The sequence below is a fragment of the Streptomyces sp. NPDC057287 genome, from assembly GCF_042667905.1.
Taxonomy (GTDB): domain Bacteria; phylum Actinomycetota; class Actinomycetes; order Streptomycetales; family Streptomycetaceae; genus Streptomyces.
Genome location: NZ_JBHUYV010000016.1, coordinates 115,751 through 128,097, shown reverse-complemented (window position 1 = coordinate 128,097; position 12,347 = coordinate 115,751). Strand labels below are relative to the sequence as shown.

12 protein-coding genes are annotated in these 12,347 nt (G+C 71.7%); 7 read left to right on the top strand and 5 right to left on the bottom strand.

From position 1 onward, the window contains the following. The first annotated feature begins 80 nt into the window (after window positions 1-80). Window positions 81-1,340 carry an exo-beta-N-acetylmuramidase NamZ domain-containing protein gene (locus ACFUNE_RS27865; RefSeq protein WP_383573710.1) on the top strand — a complete coding sequence of 420 codons (1,260 nt, stop codon included), beginning with the start codon at window positions 81-83 and terminating at the stop codon, window positions 1,338-1,340. A 77-nt stretch (window positions 1,341-1,417) separates the two neighbouring features. Here ACFUNE_RS27865 and ACFUNE_RS27860 read toward each other — a convergent pair whose 3' ends face one another. After that, the gene (locus ACFUNE_RS27860) at window positions 1,418-4,246 is read right to left on the bottom strand and encodes a penicillin acylase family protein (RefSeq protein WP_383573708.1); all 2,829 of its coding nucleotides are present in this window, start codon (window positions 4,244-4,246) and stop codon (window positions 1,418-1,420) included. A 222-nt stretch (window positions 4,247-4,468) separates the two neighbouring features. On the opposite strand from ACFUNE_RS27860, the gene ACFUNE_RS27855 reads away from it, so the two are divergent. Beyond that, the gene (locus ACFUNE_RS27855) at window positions 4,469-5,086 is read left to right on the top strand and encodes a hypothetical protein (RefSeq protein WP_383573706.1); all 618 of its coding nucleotides are present in this window, start codon (window positions 4,469-4,471) and stop codon (window positions 5,084-5,086) included. 132 nt (window positions 5,087-5,218) lie between these two features. On the opposite strand, the gene soxR is transcribed toward ACFUNE_RS27855, so the two are convergent. Then, window positions 5,219-5,692, bottom strand: a complete 474-nt coding sequence (gene soxR, locus ACFUNE_RS27850; RefSeq protein ID WP_383573704.1) for a redox-sensitive transcriptional activator SoxR — start codon at window positions 5,690-5,692, stop codon at window positions 5,219-5,221. 158 nt (window positions 5,693-5,850) lie between these two features. Between soxR and ACFUNE_RS27845 the strand changes: the two genes are divergently transcribed. Then, window positions 5,851-6,312 carry a MaoC family dehydratase gene (locus tag ACFUNE_RS27845; RefSeq protein WP_383573702.1) on the top strand — a complete coding sequence of 154 codons (462 nt, stop codon included), beginning with the start codon at window positions 5,851-5,853 and terminating at the stop codon, window positions 6,310-6,312. A gap of 63 nt (window positions 6,313-6,375) precedes the next feature. Here the strand turns inward: ACFUNE_RS27845 and ACFUNE_RS27840 are convergent, their stop codons facing one another. The 3 genes from ACFUNE_RS27840 to ACFUNE_RS27830 form a co-directional block, all read right to left on the bottom strand. Further along, a complete protein-coding gene (locus ACFUNE_RS27840) occupies window positions 6,376-6,999 on the bottom strand; it encodes a TetR/AcrR family transcriptional regulator (protein WP_383573700.1) in 624 nt (207 codons plus the stop codon). Between the two features lie 84 nt (window positions 7,000-7,083). Then, the gene (locus tag ACFUNE_RS27835) at window positions 7,084-7,374 is read right to left on the bottom strand and encodes a YiaA/YiaB family inner membrane protein (RefSeq protein WP_383573698.1); all 291 of its coding nucleotides are present in this window, start codon (window positions 7,372-7,374) and stop codon (window positions 7,084-7,086) included. A 108-nt stretch (window positions 7,375-7,482) separates the two neighbouring features. Beyond that, window positions 7,483-8,634: an acyl-CoA dehydrogenase family protein gene (locus tag ACFUNE_RS27830; protein ID WP_383573696.1), complete on the bottom strand. Its 1,152-nt coding sequence runs from the start codon at window positions 8,632-8,634 to the stop codon at window positions 7,483-7,485. A gap of 65 nt (window positions 8,635-8,699) precedes the next feature. Between ACFUNE_RS27830 and ACFUNE_RS27825 the strand changes: the two genes are divergently transcribed. From ACFUNE_RS27825 to ACFUNE_RS27810, 4 genes are all read left to right on the top strand, one after another. After that, window positions 8,700-9,374 (top strand): TetR/AcrR family transcriptional regulator, encoded by a 675-nt coding sequence (locus tag ACFUNE_RS27825; RefSeq protein ID WP_383573695.1) that lies wholly within the window; start codon window positions 8,700-8,702, stop codon window positions 9,372-9,374. Between the two features lie 14 nt (window positions 9,375-9,388). Continuing rightward, window positions 9,389-10,114, top strand: coding sequence for an ArsR/SmtB family transcription factor (locus tag ACFUNE_RS27820; protein ID WP_383573693.1), 726 nt, complete (start codon window positions 9,389-9,391; stop codon window positions 10,112-10,114). Between the two features lie 44 nt (window positions 10,115-10,158). Further along, window positions 10,159-11,184: a DMT family transporter gene (locus ACFUNE_RS27815; RefSeq protein ID WP_383573691.1), complete on the top strand. Its 1,026-nt coding sequence runs from the start codon at window positions 10,159-10,161 to the stop codon at window positions 11,182-11,184. A 157-nt stretch (window positions 11,185-11,341) separates the two neighbouring features. Continuing rightward, the gene (locus tag ACFUNE_RS27810) at window positions 11,342-12,334 is read left to right on the top strand and encodes an Acg family FMN-binding oxidoreductase (protein WP_383573690.1); all 993 of its coding nucleotides are present in this window, start codon (window positions 11,342-11,344) and stop codon (window positions 12,332-12,334) included. Window positions 12,335-12,347 lie beyond the last annotated feature (13 nt).

The window sequence follows — 12,347 nt, the reverse complement described above, 5'->3', positions numbered from 1 at the left end:
AGTCGTGGCCGTTCCGCCTGGCCCGCACCCGCGCTAACGTGCGTGACCATGACAGTCGTCGCGATCATGGAGGTAGCGGAATGACCCTGTCCAGGCGTGGTGTGCTGGCCGTCGGCGGCGCGATGGGAGCCCTCGCGGCGACCGCCGCGGGCCCAGGGACGGCCGCGGCCGCCGGCCGGGGACACGGGGCCGGTGTGCGCACCGGCTTCGACCGGCTGGCCGCCGACGGCTACCGGCTGCTGGCCGGGCAGAAGGTCGGCGTCGTGACCAATCCGACGGGGATCACCTCGGACGTCCGGCACATCGTCGACGTGATGCACCCCGACGACCGGGTCGACCTGACCGCCGTCTTCGGCCCGGAGCACGGCTTCCGCGGGACGGCGCAGGCAGGCGGTTCGGAGGGGCGCTACGACGACCCGGCGACGGGGCTGCCGGTCTACGACACGTATCTGAAGAGCGGGCAGGCCCTCGCCGACGTCTTCACGGCTTCGGGTGTCGACACGGTGGTCTTCGACATCCAGGACGCGGGCGCCCGCTTCTACACGTACATCTGGACGCTGTACGACTGCATGGAGGCGGCGGCGCTCGCCGGCAAGCGGTTCGTCGTGCTGGACCGGCCGAACCCGGTGACCGGCAGGGCGGCGCTGGGGCCGGTCCTCGATCCGGCCTTCGCGACCTTCGTGGGACGCCGGGAGATCTCGCAGGCGCACGGCATGACCGTGGCGGAGCTCGCGCTGCTCTTCAACGCCGAGTTCCTGGCGGCCCGGCCCGTGGAGCTGGACGTCGTGAAGATGTCCGGATGGCGGCGCTCGGACTTCTTCGACGCGACCGGCCTGCCGTGGGTGCCTCCGAGCCCCAACATGCCGACGCCGGAGACGACGGTGGTCTACTCCGGGACATGCCTCTTCGAGGGGACGAACCTCTCCGAGGGGCGTGGAACGACACGGCCGTTCGAACTGCTGGGCGCGGAGGGGATCGACCACCGCTGGGCGGCCGCGGCGAACGCACTGGACCTGCCCGGAGTCGCCTTCCGTGAGGCGTACTTCGCGCCGACGTTCTCCAAGTTCCAGGGGAAGACGGTGGGCGGCGTGCAGGTGCACGTCCAGGACCGGGAGTCCTTCGACCCGGTACGCACCGGCATCGCGCTGCTGGTGACGGCCAAGCGGACGTGGAGCGGCTTCGCCTGGCGGGCGGACAACTGGATCGACAAGCTCACCGGCAACACCCGGGTCCGCACCATGATCGACGCCGGGGCGGACACGGACGAGGTCGTCGGCGCGTGGTCGGGCGACCTCGCCGCGTTCCGGAGGATCCGGCGGGAGCACCTGCTGTACCGGTAGGGCAGGTCCGGCGGGACGCCCGCCCGGACGGACCGGAGGAACGGTCCGTCCGGGCGGGGGGAGTGGGACCCGCGCGCTCAGCGGTGCGAGGGGAACTCCACGACCTGCTGGTACGTCGGCCGGTTCTGCCAGTGGATCGCCTTCTGCGAGATCCCGCCCAGCGGACGGTGGACGATCGTGTCGGTGCACCACTGCTCACCGGCCTTGCAGCTGTCGTCACCCGGGTAGACCGTGGTCCCCGGGACGGCCGCCGCCTCCTTCAGGGTGCTGAGCAGCGCGGTACGGCAGGTGCTGAGGTCGCCGCCACCGCAGTACGTCTTCCCCAGCGGCCCCTTGACGGGCTGTCCGAGGACCTGGCGCAGGTCCTTGTCGGCGAAACCCCACCAGCCGTACTGGAACGCGGAGCCGCTGTGCGCCCCGCTGGGCCCGTGGCTCGCGGCCGGGGACTCGTCGGTGGCCAGACTCGCGGTGAGCGCCGTGTAGAGGCTGTCGCCCAGGCCCGGACGGAACTCCGCCTCGACCAGCTTCGGCCACCACGCGTCCATGATCCTTACCGCGTCCGCGTGCGTGTACGTGTGCGATCCGGGGCTGGTCTCCTTGCGCTGCGCCCCGGCGGCCCGCCACGAGTCGAGCTGCTGGACGACCGCGTTGAGCTCCGGGTCGGTGACCGGCTGGGAGCGCAGCACCTTCAGGAGCTCGGGCAGCAGCTGCTCACCGCGCAGATCGGTGAGGGCGGCCTCCTCCATGGCGCGGGTGAGGGAGGCACGGGTCACCCCGCCGTCCGCCACCAGTTCGGACACCCTGTCGTCGAGCAGGTCGCCGCGGTGCACGGCCCCGAAGCCGAACGCCGCGGTGGAGTAGTCCTCGGCCTGCCGGTTGTTCCAGGAGATGTAGTAGTCCTGGCCGATGGACTGCGGGTGTTCCGCGAACGGGGTGTAGTCGGTGGTGTTGGCCGCCGGGTCGTAGCCCCGCCACTCGTACGCCTTCTCGGCCCTGACCGGCAGCGCGGCGTCCACCCCGGCCGCACGCACCGGGTTCATGCCGCTGTTGTAGAAGGCCGCGGTGCGCGAGTCCGCGTAGAACCAGTTGAAGGCGTAGTCGATGTGGCTCGCCGCCTGCTGGAAGGAGGCCGCGTCCGTCACGTACGCCGGGTCGTTCATCAGCTGGAAGCCGATGATCGAGTCGGCCTCGTGCCGGTAGGTGGTGCGAAGCGAGGTGTAGACGACCGGCTTGCCGTCCACCGTGGCCCGGTGGGTGACGATGCCGTAGTCGGTGCGCCACACCTGCATCCGGTAGGAGCCCTTGGCGGTGGAGTCGGCGACCGTCGGCTTCCAGGAGTTGGTGCGCTCCAGTTTCTCCATGGCCGTGCAGGCACCGTCGCGGCGGTAGTGGGTGGAGTCCTTGGTGGGCGTGGATCCGTCGGGTTCGCAGAGCTCGACGGCGTACGTGTCGGTGATGTCCTGGGCCGCCGAGGTGGCGCTCCAGGCGTAGTCCTGCCCGCGGCCCATCTGGATGTACATGCCGACCCCGGCGAAGGACACGCCGCGGGCGCTGATGCCGGGGCCCTGGAGCTCCTGGAGCATCATCAGCTGTGGCGCGAAGTAGCCGGTCTGGGGGCCCATGACGGCGATCGGGTTGCCGCTCGCCGTGTGCTTGCCGGACACCAGGAGGGCGTTGGACATGCCGCGCTTCTGCGCGCCGTCACCGGTTCCGGGCAGCGAGCCCTCCGGGATGACGCCGTCGTCGTACATCCCCTGCAGCGGTTCGAGGGCGGCCGGCGCCTTCACCGGGGCCTTCTTGCCGGTGCCCGCGGAACCGGTGCGGTCGTGGATCAGGGGCTCGGGTGTGACGGAGCCCGGGTCGGGAAGTGCTGTCCCACGGGCCTTGTCGGGCTTGCCCGCGTACGGGAACGAGGTGCCGTCGTGGACGGTGAGGACGGCCTCGGGGTCGTTGCGCTGACGGAAGGACTCCCAGACGCGGGTGCCCTCCTCGACGCCGTACTTCTGCTGGGCGGCGAGCAGCGAGAGCGCGGCCTGGACCTCTCCCCCGCCGCCTCCGCCGAACTGGCCGCCGACGACCGAGGCGATCGAGATCAGGTCCGTCAGACCGAACGGCTGGATCTCGCCGATGTTCGTGATGGAGTCGATCTTCCCGGTGAGGACGTACTCGCCCGGGAAGTAGCGGCCCTTCTTGGACTTCACCCGGTAGGCGTTGATCCCGTCGACGTAGGCCTGCGCGTCGGCCATCGCCTGCTCACCGCGCGCGCCCTCGGTGGTCCTGATCCGCTCGACCTGCGCCTGGAGATCCGCTTCGGTGTAGGGGGCCTGTGGCCAGAACTGCTGCTCAAGGCCCTGATTGGCCAGTGCTCCCCCGGCGAACGAGGTCAGCTCACCGCGGCCGATGTGGCGGAAGAGGTCCATCAGCCACAGCCGGTCCTGCCCGGCGGCGAAGCCCGCGCCGAATTCGGTGCCGTAGCGGGTGGTGCCCTTGATGTGGGGGACGCCGCTCTTCTTGTCCCGGGTGATGGTGACGTCCTCGCGCGGCGAGGTGACGGACTCCACCTGACCGGCGGGGACGCCGAAGGAGGCGTCGTTGAAGAAGTCCGTCAGCTTCTGGTCGGTGAGGCTCGTATGGCCCGCTACCAGACCGTTGTAGCGGTCGAGCTGGTCGTCGCTGTGGGCGGGGTGCGTGCCGAACGCCTTGTTCCCGAGGATCTCGACGAGCGTGGCGTTTCCGTTCTCGCCGGGCGGCAGGATGTCCGCGCACTGACTTCCGCAGTGGTCGGTGACGGCGAGGGGTTTCGGTTCCGCGGCTCCGGCGACGGGCGCCGAGGCGAGCAGGGACGTACCGAGAGCGAGAACGGCCGCGGCTGCGGCGGCTCTGAGCGTGCGGGTGCGTGGGGGCATGCGTGCTCCTCCGGGTGGCCGATGCGCCGGAGGTTACTGGCGGTACGCCTCCGCCGGTAAGATGAACATCAGTCACTTTTTCCGAATCGCCACACCTCGTTGCACGGCCTCACACGGACCATCTCAATCCGTGGACGCATTTCACCTTTCGATGGAGCCGAATCGGGCAGTCGTACGTCCATCCCTTGACGCCGAAGTACGAGCGACGGAGGTGGCAGTGCCATGGCCGGTTTCCGGAGTCTTGCGAGACAGGTCCGCGATCCACGGGGCGATCTGGCTTTGCGGCGGTACTCGCTGCGCAAATGCCTGGAGCGATTCGCCCCGTACGGTCACCGGGCGACCTGGGATCATCTGTGCGCCCGGCACGGGCTCGAGCCCGAGGACCGGGCCCCGGATCCGGTGCGCCTCATCAGCGCGCTGGACGAACTGGAGGAGGCGCGGGCCGTCTGGCTCGCGTACGAGACAGGCTTCGCCGAGCGGCGGCGCCGGGAGAAGCACGACGGGCTGCGCCGGCCCGGCACGTTCGACGACTGGCACCGGTTGACCTGGGGCGGCAACGGGATCGCGCACTGCGAGGATCCGGGGGTCCACCCCAGCGCCCCCCTCGCCGACGTCCTGGGACGGCTGATCGCGGCGCTGGGCACGAAGCCGGGCACCGCCTGCCCGGTCTGCACGGGGACCGGGATCGTGTGGCGGCAGGACCTGGACCGGGAACCCTGGGCGGGCCCGGTCTGCACGGGGTGCGGCATCGTGGTCCCCCGGCCCGTCCTGACGGCGGGCGCGCTGGCCCGGGCCAGGAGGATACGGACGAGGACTCTGGCCGCCGCGTCGGCGGCCTGAGGGACGCGGGGCCGCGGAAGAACCTCCCGGAGGCGGGCGCGTCCGGGAGCGGCTCGCCGCGCCCCGCTCGGCACGGCAGGCCCCGTGCGCTCAGGAACGGTCCCTCCCGCCCGGCACAGCGGCCCCGTGCGCTCAGGAACGGTCCGCCGCGCCCCGCTCGGGCATCAGGCGCGAGCCTGTCATCCGGTCGCCGAAGACGTCGTCCGGGTTGGACAGCACGCAGGTCTCCAGCGACAGGCAGCCGCAGCCGATGCAGTCGGTGAGGTGGTCGCGCAGGCGCCCCAGCTGCTTGATGCGCTCGTCCAGCTCCGAGCGCCACGCCCCGGAGAGCCGGGCCCAGTCCTCGTGGGTCGGCGTGCGCTCCTCCGGCAGCTCGGCCAGCGCCTCCCTGATGGTGGCGAGGGGGATGCCCACCCGCTGCGCCGCCCGGACGAACGCCACCCGGCGCAGCGCGTCCCTGGTGTAGCGGCGCTGGTTGCCACTGGTGCGGCTGCTGGTGATCAGGCCCTTGGACTCGTAGAAGTGCAGGGCGGACACCGCGGCGCCACTACGGGCGGAGAGCTGACCGACGGTGAGTTCTTGGAATGTCTGAGGGATCTGCGGCACTCGCCGAACCCTAATGGGCGCGCCTGGCCCGCTGCCGCCACTTCGAGAACCCGGGTGGTCCGTCGTTGACAGGGGCGCGTGGCCCAACCATGCTGAGCAAGCGCTTAGACACCGCCCCGGAGAGGGCGACCGACAGCCGGAAGGCAGGGACCAGCACCATGACAGAGCCGAAGATCTTCACGTCCGCACAGGAGCTGCGGGACGGGGTGGGCCAGGAGCTCGGACACAGCGATTGGCTGGAGGTCGACCAGAAGAGGATCGACCAGTTCGCCGAGGCCACCGGCGACCACCAGTGGATCCACGTGGACCCGGAGCGCGCCGCGGCCGGCCCCTTCGGCACGACGATCGCGCACGGCTATCTGACGCTGTCGCTGCTGCCCGTGCTCGTCCCGCAGATCCTGCAGGTCGAGAACACGAAGATGGGCATCAACTACGGGACCAACAAGGTCCGTTTCCCCTCGACCGTGCCGGTGGGCTCGCGACTGCGCGCCACGGCCGTGCTCAAGAACGTCGAGGAGGCGGGCGGCGGTGTGCAGGTGACCGCCCTCGTCACCATCGAGCGCGAGGGCGGCGACAAGCCGGCCTGCGTCGCGGAGTCGGTGTCGCGCTACTACTTCTGAGGCACGCCACCGCCTCCGGCGGTGCGGAGTGAGCCGGTCGCCCGCCCGGGCGCCGGCGTCACTTCACTTCTGGGCGCCCACCATGCGCAGGACGAGGTCGGCGTAGAGGGTGCCGACCTCCTCGGGCGTCCGGCTGCCCTGCGCGTTGAACCAGCGCGCCACGTCGATGCAGAGGGACAGCACGGCGAGCGTGGTGCCCGGCACGTCCGGCACGTCGAACTCGCCCGCCCGCACGCCTTCGCTGATGATCCGGCGCACCACGGCGTCGGTCTTCCTGCGCAGGGCCACGATCTCGGTGCGGTGCTCGTCGCCGAGGGCTTCCAGCTCGTACTGCACCACCCGCGCCGTGGTGTGGCGCTCCGCGTGCCAGCGGACGAAGGACCGGACGGCGTCGGCGAGCCTGTCGGACGCCGCGCCACCGCTGTCGGCCGCCGTCTCCAGAAGACGCAGGGCCCGGTCGTGACCGATCCTGCTGATCCGGTGGAGCAGCTCTTCCTTCGTCTTGTAGTGGATGTAGAGCGCGGCGGGGCTCATCCCTGCCCGCCCGGCGATGTCGCGGGTGGTGGTCGCGTGGTAGCCACGCTCGGCGAACGCCTCGACGGCGGCGACGAGCAGTCGTCGGGCCGCTTCGGGCGTCACCTCGCTCCACGGCGCGCTCTCGCCGTCGGTCTCCTCCGCCGTGCTCATCGCCACGTGCCCCTTTCCGCTGGCAGGACGAACACCATACCGCGAACCTGAGCAAGCGCTTAGAGCGCTCGTGGGGTGAGATCGTCAGAGCTTCTGGAAGGGGTCGTGCTCGGCGAGGATCTTCTCCAGCCTCGCCTGGTCGACCCTGCTGATGATCTGCCCCGCCTCCTGCCGGTCCCTGATGACCTTGGCGAGGGTGAAGCACGAGGTGACGAGGTAGAGGACGCCGATGGCGAGGAAGGCCCTCACCCAGGCGTCGGCGTCGAGGAAGTAGATGCCGAGGGCCACCGCGCCCGCCGCCACGCCGAAGGAGAGGACGGCCTGTCCGTAGAACGCGGCGGTGCTCTGCTGCTTGACCGATGTTGTCTCACTCATGTCGCACAGCATCCGGCGCGGTGGCGTACGCCGGTATCCGCCGGCGTACTCACCCGGTACTCAGAGGAGGAGCCGGACACCGGCACGGAAAGGCCGCCGGTGGCCGGCTCAGAAGGCGGAGACCCCCGTCAGCGCGCGGCCGATGATGAGCTTCTGGATCTGACTGGTGCCCTCGTAGAGGGTCATCACGCGGGCGTCCCGCACCAGCTTGCCGACGGGGTACTCGTCGATGTACCCGTAGCCGCCGAAGACCTGCAGGGCGTTGTTGGCGGCCCGGACCGCGGCCTCGGACGCGAAGAGCTTCGCGGTGGACGCCGCCGTGGCGAAGTCCTGGCCGCGGTCGATGAGGTCGGCGACGCGCCAGGTCAGCATCCGCGCGGCGTCGACGTCCACGGAGATGTCGCTGATGAGCTCCTGGACGAGCTGGTAGCTCGCGATGGACTTGCCGAACTGCTCGCGCTCGCCCGCGTAGCGCACGGCGGCGTCCAGGGCGGCCTGCGCGATGCCCACACAGCCGGCCGCGACGGACATCCTGCCCTTGGCCAGGGCGGACATGGCGATGGAGAAGCCCTTGCCCTCGGGACCCATGAGGGCGGAGGCGGGCACACGGACGTCCTCCAGCACCAGCTCGGCCGTGGCCTGGCCGCGCAGCCCGAGCTTGCCGTGGACGGTGCGCCGGGTCAGGCCCGGGGCGTCGGCCGGCACCAGGAAGGCGGAGATGCCCCGGTGGCCCGGGGTGTCGTCGGTGCGGGCGAACAGCAGGACGACATCGGCCCAGGTGCCGTTGGTGATGAACATCTTGGAGCCGCTGATGACGTAGTGGTCGCCGTCGCGCACGGCCCTGGTCGTCAGGTTCCCGGCGTCGGACCCGGTGCCGGGCTCGGTCAGGCCGAAGCATCCGATGGCCTCGCCCGCGGTCAGCCTCGGCAGCCACTGCCGCTTCTGCTCCTCACTGCCCCAGGACGCGATCGTCTTGGCGACCAGGCCGAGCGAGACGGACACGATGCCGCGCACCGAGGAGTCTCCGCGGCCGAGCTCCTCGGTCACCAGGCAGTACGCGAGGTGGTCCCCGCCGGAACCGCCGTACTCCTCCGGGATCGTCAGGCCGAGGAAGCCGAGGGCACCCAGCTTCTTCACGATCGACTTGTCGACACTCTCGGCGCGATCCCACTCGACGACGTGCGGAGTGATCTCCCGTGCGACGAAGTCCTCGGCCAGCTGCCGGACGGCGTCCTGCTCCTCGCTCAGCTCCAGGTTCATCCTGCGGCACCCCACTTTTAATTAGCACTGCTAGTTTAATGCTTGCAGGCCCTACTATGTGCCGCATGGCCCGACCGCGCAAGCCCCTCCTCAGCAGAGACCGCATCATCGAGGCGGCGAGCTCGCTCGTGGACGCCGAGGGGCTGGACGCCGTCTCGACCCGCCGTCTCGCAGCCGAGCTGGGGGTCAGCGGTCCCTCGCTCTACAACCACTTCCGGAACAAGGACGAGATCCTCGACGCGGTGGCCGACACGGTGTCCGCACAGGTCGACCTGGAGATGTTCGAGGAGTCGGACCCGCGCGACTGGGCCGCCGCCCTGCACGACTGGGCCGTCTCCTACCGCGCGGCGCTCGCCGCGCACCCCCACATCGTCCCGGTGCTCGCCCAGGGGCCGGGCCGGCGTCCGGCCGGTCTGCGGGTGGCCGACGCGGTCTTCGGAGCCATGGTCAGGGCCGGCTGGCCGCCCGCCCAGGCGACGTACATCGGCGCGCTGATGCGCTACTTCATCACCGGGTCGGCGCTCGGATCCTTCGCCCGCGGGTTCGTCGACGACGAGACGGCGTACGACCCTTCCGACTACCCCCACCTCGGTCAGGCCCATCTGCTGGCCGACCGCCGCCAGCAGGTCGACGAGGGCGCTTTCGAGACCGGGCTGCGCGCCCTGCTGGACGGCCTGGCGCTCCAGTACGAGCAGACGGCCGCGGCGCGCACGGTTCGGCAGACGCCGAACCGTGCCTGACGCATCCTGGGCGTATGACCCGTACGACACCGCACGATCCGGCGGCGCCCCGGCTCGCCGCGCTGGCAGCCCTGCTCGCCGACGAGACCCGTGCCTCCTTCTGCCTGGCCCTGCTCGACGGCCGGGCCTGGACGGCGGGTGAACTGGCCCGCGCCGCGGGGGTGGCCGCCTCGACGGCCAGTGAGCATCTGGGCAAGCTGGTCGCCGGCGGGCTGCTGACGGAGGAGCGCCAGGGCCGCCACCGCTACGTGCGGCTCGCCGACGGGCGGACGGCCCAGCTGATCGAGGGACTGGCCGCCCACGCGTGCCCCGGAACGCGGACGCCTCCGCGCAGCCTGCGCGAGGCGAGCCTCCAGAACGCGCTGGCGCGCGGGCGTACCTGCTACGACCACCTCGCCGGGCGGCTGGGGATCCGCATCACCGATGCGATGACCGGACGCGGACTCCTGCGGCAGGACACCGGTTTCGCGCTCACCGAGGACGGTGTGCGGTGGTTCGCCGCGCTCGGTGTCCCGCTGGACACGGCGTCACGGCGCCCCCTGGCACGCGGCTGCCTGGACTGGACCGAGCGGCGGCCGCACCTCGCGGGGACCGCGGGCGCCGCCCTGTGCCGTCACGTGCTGGACGCGGGGTGGTGCGAACGGGTCGGCACGGGACGAGCGGTCCGGGCCACGCCTGCCGGGCTGAGCGCCCTGCGGGGGCACCTGGGCATCGAGCCGGCGACACTTGACGGCAACTGACAATTCGGTGGGCGCCGAAGCGTTACCGGCTTACCGTCATGGCCATGACGACGACACCGACAGCGCGCCCCGTCGCGCCTGCCACTCCAGGACGCGACTGGCGCGCCCCGGCCGCAGCCTGCACCACGGTCATCCTGTGGGCCTCGGCCTTTGTCTCCATCCGCAGCGCGGGAGAGGCGTACTCGCCCGGGGCGCTGGCCCTGGGCCGGCTCCTGGCCGGCACGCTGGTGCTCGGCGCGATCCTGCTCGTACGCCGCGAGGGACTGCCGTCCCGGGCGGCCTGGCCGGGGATCATCGGCTCCGGGCTGCTCTGGTTCGGGCTGTACATGGTGGTGCTCAACTGGGGTGAGCAGCAGGTGGACGCGGGCACGGCGGCCATGATCGTGAACGTCGGGCCGATCCTGATGGCACTGCTGGGTGCCCGGCTGCTCGGAGAAGGGCTGCCGCGCCGGCTCCTGACGGGCATGGCGGTCTCGTTCACGGGGGCCGTCGTCGTCGGCCTCTCGATGTCCGGCCACGGGAGTTCCTCGGTGCTCGGCGTCCTGCTGTGCCTGCTGGCCGCACTGTCGTACGCGGGCGGGGTGGTCATCCAGAAGCCCGCGCTGCGCCATGGGACCCCGCTGCAGATCACCACGTTCGGCTGCCTGATCGGCACGGTCGCCTGCCTGCCGTTCACCGGCGTACTGGTCTCCGAGGCGGCCGACGCGCCCCTGTCCGCGACGCTGAACATGATCTACCTCGGGGTCTTCCCGACGGCACTGGCCTTCACCACCTGGGCCTACGCGCTGGCGCGGACCACCGCGGGCCGGATGGGCGCGACGACGTACGCCGTGCCCGCACTGGTGGTGCTGATGTCCTGGGTGCTGCTCGACGAGGTGCCCGCGCTGCTCACCGTCGCCGGCGGACTGCTCTGCCTGGCCGGGGTCGCGGTCTCCCGGACCCGGGGCCGGAGGGCGGGCGACCTCGGCCCCGCGGACGCCGGACAGGGGGCGGCGGACGCCGGGCAGGCGCCGTCCGACGCCGGGCGGGCCGGGTCCGATCCCGGGCCGGTCGCGTCCGACCGGCCCTGAGCGGAGGCGGCGCCGCGCGGATGGACCGAAGTCCTGCCGACAGGTGACCGACGTCCCTCGCACCGGCCCCGGCCCGGGTCGCACGCTGGGAGATACGTCACATCCGTGCGGCCGGCACCCGTTCCGCACGGCCGAACCAGCGGGAGGTCATCGAGCCATGCAGCACACCGACCACGCCACGCTCAACGCCTCGGAACAGCTCGTCGTGGCAGCCGCCGCGGCCGCCGCTCCCTCGGTGTTCAACACCCAGCCGTGGTCGTTCGTCTTCACCGACGCCGGTATGGAGGTGCACGCCGATCCGCACGACGCCTCCATGCCGACGGCGTCCGCGGCACGCGACGTGCGCCTGTCGTGCGGTGCCGCGGTGTTCAACGCCCGCGTAGCCCTCGCGCGCCGGGGCCACGGGTCCCGGGTGTCGGTGTTTCCCGACGAGGGGGACCCGCTGCTCGTCGCGCGGGTCGCCGTGACCGACGACGCCCCCGACCGCGCGCTGGACGAGCTGTACCGCTGGCTGGGCAGCCGCCGTACGAACCGCTATCCCTTCAGGCCGGAGGGGATCCCCGCCGCCGTGCTGGCACTGCTGCACGACGCCGCCCGGCGCGAGGGCGCGACGCTGCGCCTGCTGGAAGGGGAGCCGGAGTACCAGCGGATGCTGACATCGATACGGCACGCGACGTGGGCCGAGGACGATGCGGTCCGCGAGGACCGGGGCGCGCGGCTGTCACCGTCCGCCCGGCCGCCCGCCATCCCGGTCGGCAATCTCGGGCCTGTGCCCAGGCCCGGCCGTCCCGACGACGCGCCGGTACGGGACATGGCCCAGGGCCTCGACCTGCCCGGACGCGGCAGCGCCGCCTTCGAGCCGCACCCGGACCTTGCCGTCCTGGAGACCGCGGACGACGATCCGGGTGCGTGGATCGCCGCCGGCCAGGCGCTGCAGAGGCTCCTGCTGGAAGCCACCGGACACGGCATCGCCGCCTCGTTCGCCAACCAGCCCCTGGAGGACGCCGAGCTGCGCCCGGACGTGGCCTCCGGCGCCGCGCACTTCGGGCACCCGCAGATGGTGCTGCGGCTGGGGTACGCGACGCAGCAGCCCCCGATCCCTCCCCGCAGGCCGCTGAGCCAGGTGATCCGGGAGTCCGGGGCCGCGTAGCGGGGCCGCGGGT

Coding starts and splice junctions, on each gene's coding strand:
- ACFUNE_RS27865 (WP_383573710.1), top strand. CDS start 81: ATGACCCTGTCCAGGCGTGGTGTGCTGGCCGTCGGCGGCGCGATGGGA.
- ACFUNE_RS27860 (WP_383573708.1), bottom strand. CDS start 4,246: ATGCCCCCACGCACCCGCACGCTCAGAGCCGCCGCAGCCGCGGCCGTT.
- ACFUNE_RS27855 (WP_383573706.1), top strand. CDS start 4,469: ATGGCCGGTTTCCGGAGTCTTGCGAGACAGGTCCGCGATCCACGGGGC.
- ACFUNE_RS27845 (WP_383573702.1), top strand. CDS start 5,851: ATGACAGAGCCGAAGATCTTCACGTCCGCACAGGAGCTGCGGGACGGG.
- ACFUNE_RS27840 (WP_383573700.1), bottom strand. CDS start 6,999: ATGAGCACGGCGGAGGAGACCGACGGCGAGAGCGCGCCGTGGAGCGAG.
- ACFUNE_RS27835 (WP_383573698.1), bottom strand. CDS start 7,374: ATGAGTGAGACAACATCGGTCAAGCAGCAGAGCACCGCCGCGTTCTAC.
- ACFUNE_RS27830 (WP_383573696.1), bottom strand. CDS start 8,634: ATGAACCTGGAGCTGAGCGAGGAGCAGGACGCCGTCCGGCAGCTGGCC.
- ACFUNE_RS27825 (WP_383573695.1), top strand. CDS start 8,700: ATGGCCCGACCGCGCAAGCCCCTCCTCAGCAGAGACCGCATCATCGAG.
- ACFUNE_RS27820 (WP_383573693.1), top strand. CDS start 9,389: ATGACCCGTACGACACCGCACGATCCGGCGGCGCCCCGGCTCGCCGCG.
- ACFUNE_RS27815 (WP_383573691.1), top strand. CDS start 10,159: ATGACGACGACACCGACAGCGCGCCCCGTCGCGCCTGCCACTCCAGGA.
- ACFUNE_RS27810 (WP_383573690.1), top strand. CDS start 11,342: ATGCAGCACACCGACCACGCCACGCTCAACGCCTCGGAACAGCTCGTC.